The following is an 8,511-nucleotide window of genomic DNA, read 5'->3' as shown; positions in this document are numbered from 1 at the left end:
CCATGCGCGGTCCGAATCTTTCCGAATGGGCGCTGCGCAATCAACAGCTCGTGGTGTTCATGCTGCTGTTGTTCGCGGTCGCCGGCATCTACGCCTATCAACACCTCGGGCGTAAGGAGGATCCCGAGTTCACTTTCAAGGCCATGCTGGTGCAAGCCTACTGGCCGGGTGCGTCCGCCGAGCAGATGTCGGAACAGGTAACCGACAAGCTCGAAAAGAAGCTGCAGGAAGTGGCTGAGATCGACTTCACGCGCAGCTATTCGCGGGCCGGTGAAACTCAAATCACCGTGAATCTGCTCGAGTCGGTGCCAGCCAAGCGCGTGCCGGACGTGTGGTATCAGGTGCGCAAAAAGATCGACGACGTCCGTTCGACCTTGCCGAGCGACCTGATCGGTCCGTTCTTCAACGACGAGTTCGGCGACACCTTCGGCAACATCTATGCGATGACCTGGGACGGCTTCACCTACGCCGAAGCCAAGGAGTTTGCCGAGGCCGCGCGCTATGAGTTTCTGCAGATCCCGGACGTCATGAAAGTGAGCTTCGTCGGCGACCAGGAGGAAAAGATCTTCATCGAAGCCTCCGGCGCCAAGCTCGCGACGTTGGGGCTCAATCCATCGCTGATCGTGACCACGCTGAGTGCCACCAATAGCATCGATGCTGCCGGCACGGTTGAGGGCACGGGTGAGCGCGTCAACATACGCGTGTCTGGCGCCTTTACGTCGCTGGACTCGATTCGTGAGATCGGTATTCGCGCCGGCGACCGGACGTTTCGTCTCGGCGACATCGCTACCGTGCGTCGTGGTTACAGCGATCCGCCGAGCATGAAAATGCGCTTCCAAGGCAAGGAAGCCATTGGCATCGCTGTGAGCATGCGCGAGGGCGGCGACGTAATTCGTCTCGGCCGCGCGATGGATGCAACCGTGAAGCGACTGGAGCAGAACTTTCCGGTCGGCATCGAGCTCGGCGCGGTCTCGGATCAGCCCAAAGTGGTGAACGATTCCATCGGCGAGTTCATCAAGAGCTTGGTCGAGGCGGTGGTGATCGTGCTGGCGGTGAGCTTCGTGGCGCTGGGCCTGCGCGTCGGCCTGGTGGTGGCATTGTCGATTCCGCTGGTGCTCGCCATGACGTTCCTGGCGATGTACATGCTCGACATCGACCTGCAGAGGGTGTCGCTCGGCGCGTTGATCATTGCGCTGGGTTTGTTGGTGGACGACGCCATCATCGCCGTCGAAATGATGGCGCTGAAGCTCGAGCAGGGCTGGGATCGAGTCAAGGCGGCCACGTTCGCGTACACCAGTACAGCGTTCCCAATGCTGACCGGCACGCTCATCACTGCGGCGAGCTTTCTGCCCATCGGCCTCGCCAAGACCAATGCCGGTGAATACACCTTCTCGATTTTCCAGGTGGTGGGCATTTCACTGATGCTGTCTTGGATCGTCGCGGTCGTGTTCACGCCGTACCTCGCTTACAAGTTGTTGCCGGAGATGGCTCACCACGGGGTCGATGAGGATGCGGTCTATCGCCGGCCGCTGTATGTGAAGTTTCGTGCGTTGGTCGACTGGTGTGTCGAGCATCGTCGCGCGGTGGTCGTCGCTACGGCTGCATTGTTTGTGCTGTCGATTGCTCTGTTCCGCTTCGTGCCACAACAGTTCTTCCCGGAATCCGATCGGCCGGAGCTGATGGTCGATCTGTGGCTGCCGCAAGGCTCGTCGTACGCGGCGACCGAAGGCGAAGTGCGTGCCATGGAGCAGGCGCTCGCTGGCAACAGTGACATCGTCTCGGTTACGTCGTATGTGGGTGTCGGCAGCCCGCGGTTTTATTTGCCGCTCGATCAACAGACGCCGAATCTGAACTTCGGCCAGCTGGTCGTAATGACTCACGGTGAGGAAAGCCGCGAGCGCGTGCTCACTCATATTCAGAGCTTGTTTGAGCATGATTTCCCGTTGGTGCGGGGGCGGGTGACGCGACTGGAGAACGGGCCGCCGGTGGGCTATCCAGTGCAGTACCGCGTCAGTGGCCCGGACGATAAGAAAGTGTCTGGTATCGCTGACCAAGTCGCGACACTGATGCGTGCTCATCCGAACGTTCGGCGCGTCAACTCTGATGCCGGCGAGCAGATCGAAGTGATGCGCGCCGAGATCGATCAGGACAAAGCTCGCGTGCTGGGCTTTTCGTCGCGCGACATCGCCACCACGATGCAGATCGGCCTGTCAGGGCTGGTGACGACTCAGTACCGCGAAGGGGATGAGTCCATCGACGTGGTCGCTCGGTTGGAACGAGCCGAGCGAACCGATCTTGGCAATCTCAAAGACGCCAAGATGTATCTGCCTGACGGTCGTGCGGTGGCGCTGTCACAGGTTGCCAAGCTGCAGCTGGATGCGGAGGAAAGCATCCTGTGGCGTCGTAATCGCGTGCCGACGGTAACTGTGCGCTCTGATGTCGAAGGCGCGCAGGGCAACGATGTCACCAAAGCCTTGCAACCGCAGATCGACCAGCTCGCCGCGTCGTTGCCGTTGGGCTACTCCGTCGTCGTGGCCGGCAGCAGCGAAGCCAGTGCTAATTCCAGCGCCGCCATCGCGGCGGTGATGCCGGTGGCGTTAGTGATCATCCTGGTGTTGCTGATGGTGCAGCTCAAGGACATGAAAAAGATGCTGCTGGCATTGGCCACCGGACCGCTCGGCTTGATCGGCGTCACTGCCATTCTCGGTATCTTCCGAGTGCCGTTCGGGTTCGTCGCCATGCTCGGAGTGATTGCGCTGTTCGGCATGATCTTGCGCAACTCGGTGATCCTGATCGTGCAGATCGATCATGACCAGCAGCAGGGCCACAGCTTGTGGGATGCCATCGTCGAGTCGGCGGTGCGTCGGCTGCGTCCCATCATGTTGACTGCACTGGCTGCCATCCTGGCCATGATTCCGCTCACCCGGTCCACGTTCTGGGGACCGATGGCGTGGGCCATCATGGGCGGCTTGCTGGTGGCCACCTTGCTGACCTTGTTGTTCCTGCCAGCGCTGTACGCCATGTGCTACGGCGCCAAGCGTCCGGAACGAGATGCCCTTGCTCAATCATCCTCTGGAGCTGTCCCGTGCGTCGCCTGATTCCTTTTTTACTACTGGCCACATTGGCACAGCCATCCGCTGCCATCGATCTGGTCGAGGCACACCGTGCCGCGCTTCAACACGATGCGGACTTCGCCGCTGACGTGAGTGCGTCGGAGGTCGGACGCGAGTATCTGGCACAGAGTCGAGCGTCGCTGTTACCTCGGGTCAACATCACCGGGCAGGCGACACGCCGGGACATTGAAGTGCGTACGTCCGGTCAGTTCTCATCGCTGCTCAACTCGGATTCGAGTGGCAATGTGTATGGCTACGGAGTGAGCGTCACGCAGCCTTTGTATCGACCTGATCTGAAGGCCGACGCGCGTAACTTGTCTGCACAGGGCGAGATCGCAGCGCTGGCGTTTCGGGCGGCTCAGCAGGAGTTGATCCTGCGAGTGTCGCAGGCTTATTTCACTGTGCTGCTCGCACAGGACTCACTGGCCTTCTCCAAGGCGCAGAAGGGTGCCGTTGCTGAACAGCTCGCGGCGGCGAAGGAGCGCTTTGACGCGGGCCGCGCGCGAGTCACCGATGTAGCGGAGGCTCAAGCGAACTTCGATGCACTGGTGGCAACGGAGATCGCCGCTCAGAGTGAGTTGGAGATCGCTCGGGCTCGGTTCGTGGAACTCACCGGTCGCGAGGGCGAGGATCCGGATCCGCTTCCCGCCGCAACGATGTCGGCCCAGAGCGAGGCGGTGCAAGCGTGGCGCGATCGTGCCGGCGCGGAGAGCCTGGAGATTCGGATTCGTGATTTGGAAGTGGCCATTGCGGAGTCGCAGGTCGGTCGTACGCGGCTGGCGGGCCGACCGTCGCTCGATGCGGTGGCGAAGTTCGACGATCAACGGCAGCAAGGCGATTTGAATCCGCTCGCGTACCCGGATCGCTCCGAGGGAATGTCGGTGGGCGTGCAGTTCAGTATGCCGGTATTCGCTGGCGGAGCTTTGCAGTCCCGCTATCGCCAGGCGGTGGCCCAACGCAATCAAGCTCAGCAACAGCTCGAAGCCACTCGTCGCGACGTCGATGTGAGCGTGCGTGAGACCTATACCCAGGTCACGTCAGGTGCACTTCGCGTCGCGGCGCTGGAACAGGGCTTGGTGTCGGCTCAGACGTCGCTGGCAGCCGGTGAGCTCGGACGCGAGGTCGGCAATCGAACCAATCTCGACGTGCTGACCTTGCAACAGCGGGTGTTCGATGTGAAGCGCGATCTGGCCGACGCCCGCTACAGCTACTTGCTCGCGAAGTTGAAGCTTGCTGCGGTCGCAGGTGAGCTGTCCGAGGCGGACTTGGCAGCACTCTAGGCCTCCTTCCCAATAACGCGGCTGGAGCAGGTCGTGATATTGCCGAACTAACGCCGAATTGCCGCCGCTGTTCTGCTTAAGTGCCTGGCTGTCGAGCTCGCGATTCCGCGGGCCGGCCGCCGAGTCAATAAGAAAACAGGAAGCTCTATCCAATGGTTGCGCAGGTGGATGCTCGTGGCGAGGGTGCGGCGAACGCGCTGGGGCCGGGGAAATATCGTTGGGTCGTGGTGGCGCTGCTGTTTGCCGCCATGGTCATCAACTATATCGACCGGCAGATGATCGGCGTGCTCAAGCCTGGCTATCTACAGCCGGAATTCGGCTGGAGCGAACGCGACTACGCCAACATCGTCACCTGGTTCCAGGCGGCATATGCGCTGTCATATCTGGTGTTCGGCCGCGTGGTGGATCGCATTGGTGCCAAGTGGGGCTTGGGTATCGCGTTCACGTTATGGACGGTTGCTCACATCCTGCATGCCGGCGCTCGAAACCTCGCGCATTTCGTGATGGTGCGTGTGCTGCTGGGCATCGGCGAGGGCGGCGGTTTCCCGGCGAGCATCAAAGCCGTCACTGAGTGGTTTCCTAAACGGGAGCGCGCGCTGGCAACAGGCATTTTCAATGCCGGCACCAACATCGGGGCTATCGTCACGCCGCTGCTGGTGCCGTTCATCGTGGTCGATCTGGCGATGGGCTGGCGCGCCAGTTTCGTGATCGTCGGCGTTGCGACTTTGCTTTGGTTGCCGGCGTGGTGGTTGTTGTATTCGCAGCCTCACGGCAACAAACGTGTCTCGGCTCAAGAGTTGGCGTTGATCGAAAGCGATCCGCCCGACAGCGCGCAACGCATGCCGCTGTCGGCGGTGTTTCGGATGCGTCAGACCTGGGCTTATGCCGCTGGCAAGTTTCTGATCGACCCGGTGTGGTGGATGTTTTTGTTCTGGCTGCCGGACTTCTTATCCCGCACGCGAGGCCTGGATCTGAGATCGTTCGGGTTGCCCATCGTCGCGGTGTATCTGGCGTCGGACGTCGGTTCGATTGCCGGCGGCTGGCTGTCATCGCGTTTGCTATCTCGGGGCTGGTCGCTGGCTAAAGCTCGTAAGACGGCAATGTTTGTTTGCGCGCTGTGCGCGTTGCCGGTGATGTTCGCGGCCAAGGTGTCGGGGTTGTGGCAAGCGGTCGGCATCATTTGTTTGGCGACCGCGGCTCATCAAGGCTTCTCTGCCAATCTATACACGCTGCCTGGCGATGTGTTTCCACGCTCGGCTGTGGCCACCGTCATCGGTATCGGCGGCATGTTGGGTGGCGTCGGCGGAATGCTATTCGCTCAGTACGTCGGCGCCGTTTTGCAAACGGTGGGTGACTACACGCCCATCTTCATGGTCTGCGGCTGTGTCTATTTGCTCGCGCTGTTGGTGGTCCACTGGCTGGCCCGGGATTACTCACCGGTGGATGCGGGTGGAATCAAACCCTGATCAGGGATGCACGTTGGCGTTCAACCGAAACAGATTGGTGGGGTCGTATTTGCGTTTGAGTGCGACCAGGCGCTGATAGTTGCCGCCGTAGTTGGCGTTGATGTCGCTGGCCGTAACTTCGCGGGCCATGTCGTTGACATAGAAGCCGCGCGTGAAGGGTTCGAGTTTGCTCCAGTAACGACGAATGGCTGCGATGTGAGCGGAGGGATCGTCGACGCCGTGCCGCCAGCCGGCAACCGTCATCATGTTGGCCAGGGAATGGCGATGGGCGAACGCGGTAGCGTCATCGGCGATGCGACTGACAGCGCCGCCGCAGTGCTGGAAGAACAGCAGAGTCATTCTGCCAGGATCGGGCTCGAAGCCTTCCACCAGTGCGCTGATGAGGTCGCCTGGTATCTTGGTGATGAAGCCGCCCTTCAGATAAGAGCCTACCGAACGAGAGTCGGTAACGTCGTTGACGCGCTGAGCTAGCACATAGTCCATGGCCTTGATGCTGTCCCGGTCCGGCGTGCCGAGTTTGCGGATCGGTGCGAGCGCGCGTTCGGCGTTGTTTTGAGGGCCGGAGTAGCAGACTTCCAGTGTCACCATGCCCGGCGCGCCGCCAGGGGGTGCAGCGATTACCGGATCGATGTACAGATCGTCGGGCGCGGCCGGCGCGTAGTCGGCATACATACTCAAAACATCACGAGCCTTGGCCAGCGGAAACGCGACAGTGCCCGCGACGACTTCGCGCTGCATGGGATGTAAAGCGAACTCGAACTGAGTGACTACACCGAAGTTGCCGCTGCCGCCGCGTGCGCCCCAGAACAGATCGGGATGATCGGTGGCGCTGGCTCGGCGCAGTTGGCCGTCGGCAGTGACGATTTCAATCGAAGTGAGGTTGTCGATGGCCATGCCGTAGCGGCGTGCGAGCCGGCCGAAGCCTCCGCCGAGCGTCAGTCCGCCAACGCCGGTATGGGAGACGGTGCCCAGAGGTGTGACGAGTCCATGCGGCATGCTGGCCTGGTCCACTTGACCCAACAGTGACCCGCCAGCGACCCAAGTACGGCGCGTAGCCGGATCGACGCGCACGTTACGCAAGTTGAACAGATCGATCAGCATGCCGCGTTCGCAGGTGGACTGGCCTGAGTGGCTGTGTCCGCCGCACTTCACTGCGACCAACAAGTTATGTTCGCGGGCGAAGCCCACTGCCGCTTGAACGTCCGCGGCGCTGGCGGGACGTGCGATCAGCGCGGGATGTTTATCGAACGACGGATTCAGGATCATCCGCGCCTGGTCGTAGCCCTCGTCGCCGGCGAGTAACAGCTCGCCTCGCATTCTTGCGGCCAGGTCTTTGATGGCAGCACTGCGCAGCGTGATTTCATTGCCATCGCCGGTGAGCGCGCTTACGTCGGCAACACTGTTTGCCCGGGCGGACAACACATGAAAGCCAGGCATCGCTGCGGCCGCAGCCCACAGTGACGAATTCACGAAATCGCGGCGTTTCATCGGAATAGTTCTCCCACCGGTTCGGATCGTGATCCGGGGGAGAGTAGAAGCTGTCGCTAGCGCGAATGCAAGTCGCCGTGTACGTCGAATGCTTGCTGCTGCGCGGCGCTGTGCGTCAGATAAAAGCGCAGCGTTTGCCGCCCGATGGCATCCCAGTCGTAAAAACTCAGATCGGCGCTTTCATGCTCGCCGGGGCCGCTGCTCATGGCTTGCAGCAGATGTTCGGTGGTGAGCGGCTTGTCGAACAAAGTCACCCAACGGGCGCCGACGTGACTTTGAATCTCGGGCAGCGAACCGAGGTTCGGGGCGAGCACGGCGCGGTTGAAACTCAGCGCCAGAAACACGCTGCCTGAATTGAGAATAGCTTCGAACGGCAGCACCACCAGATCGGAGGCGCCGACGAACAGCGGCACTTTATCGTCGGGCACGAACTCGAGGCGCAGATGAATGCGATCGTCGCCGGCGGCCAGTGCTCGTAACTCATCGACGTTGGTCATCTGGCCGGGCTGGCCGGCGATCACCAGTTGCACGTCCTGCCGCTCCAGTCCACGGAACGCTTCGATCAAGCGCGGCACATTCTTATAGTTACGAATGTGGCCGATGAACAGGAACGTGAATCGATGTGCGAGTCCGAGTTGGTCTCGGCAGCTGGCTCTTGGCAGCGGCGGGCCGTAGGCGTCGCGATAATGACCATGCGGAATCACGGCTGCCGCTTTGTTACGCAGGCCCGGATAGATGGCGCGTGCCGAATCCAGCCCATGCTTGGTGAGCGCGATGACATGGGTACACAGCCGTGGGAACCAGATTGGAAACAACAGCTCGCCCAGCCTCAGGTGGCGCTCATGCGGCTTCAGGTTGTGAACTGTCCAGACGATGCGCGTCTTGCGCAAACGTAACAAGACGAACAACAGCGCCAACCGTGCGTGCTTGGCCATGACGCGCACCGACGAGCGGGCCTGCAGGTGCAAGTCAGGCCAGTGGATGTGCAGCACGTCGTAACGTTGCTGGAGCGCTCGAATGAAACTGAAGTCATCGATCTGCACGCCACTGTGTTCGAGGCTGCTGACTAGACTGCGGATGTAGGGATTGTCGCCGTGCTTTGGAAACATGAGCACGCGCAACGGCGCTGGGTCTGGAATCGGGCCCGAAGGGGATGTCATGCTG

Annotated in this window: 5 protein-coding genes; 3 read left to right on the top strand and 2 right to left on the bottom strand. The window is 61.1% G+C overall.

Annotated features, from left to right (window positions below; genetic code table 11):
• The first annotated feature begins 2 nt into the window (after positions 1-2).
• The 3 genes from JNL55_RS02015 to JNL55_RS02005 all read left to right on the top strand — a co-directional run bounded on the left by JNL55_RS02015 (position 3) and on the right by JNL55_RS02005 (position 5,859).
• Complete coding sequence (locus tag JNL55_RS02015; protein WP_293848635.1) at positions 3-3,098, top strand: efflux RND transporter permease subunit; 3,096 nt, start codon at positions 3-5, stop codon at positions 3,096-3,098.
• Positions 3,086-4,393 carry a TolC family outer membrane protein gene (locus JNL55_RS02010; RefSeq protein ID WP_293848633.1) on the top strand — a complete coding sequence of 436 codons (1,308 nt, stop codon included), beginning with the start codon at positions 3,086-3,088 and terminating at the stop codon, positions 4,391-4,393. Before JNL55_RS02015 ends, JNL55_RS02010 begins: the two co-directional genes overlap by 13 nt.
• A gap of 152 nt (positions 4,394-4,545) precedes the next feature.
• On the top strand, positions 4,546-5,859 hold the full coding sequence (locus JNL55_RS02005) for an MFS transporter (protein ID WP_293848631.1): 1,314 nt from the start codon (positions 4,546-4,548) through the stop codon (positions 5,857-5,859).
• Here JNL55_RS02005 and JNL55_RS02000 read toward each other — a convergent pair whose 3' ends face one another.
• Both JNL55_RS02000 and JNL55_RS01995 read right to left on the bottom strand, forming a co-directional pair.
• On the bottom strand, positions 5,860-7,347 hold the full coding sequence (locus JNL55_RS02000; protein WP_293848629.1) for an FAD-binding oxidoreductase: 1,488 nt from the start codon (positions 7,345-7,347) through the stop codon (positions 5,860-5,862).
• 56 nt (positions 7,348-7,403) lie between these two features.
• Positions 7,404-8,511 (bottom strand): glycosyltransferase family 4 protein (locus JNL55_RS01995; protein WP_293848627.1); only part of this gene is annotated, 1,108 nt, incomplete at its 5' end.

Origin of the sequence: Steroidobacter sp. (assembly GCF_016790065.1) — a bacterium.
Classification (GTDB): Bacteria; Pseudomonadota; Gammaproteobacteria; order Steroidobacterales; family Steroidobacteraceae; genus Steroidobacter.
This window is presented reverse-complemented; position numbering and strand designations above follow the sequence as displayed.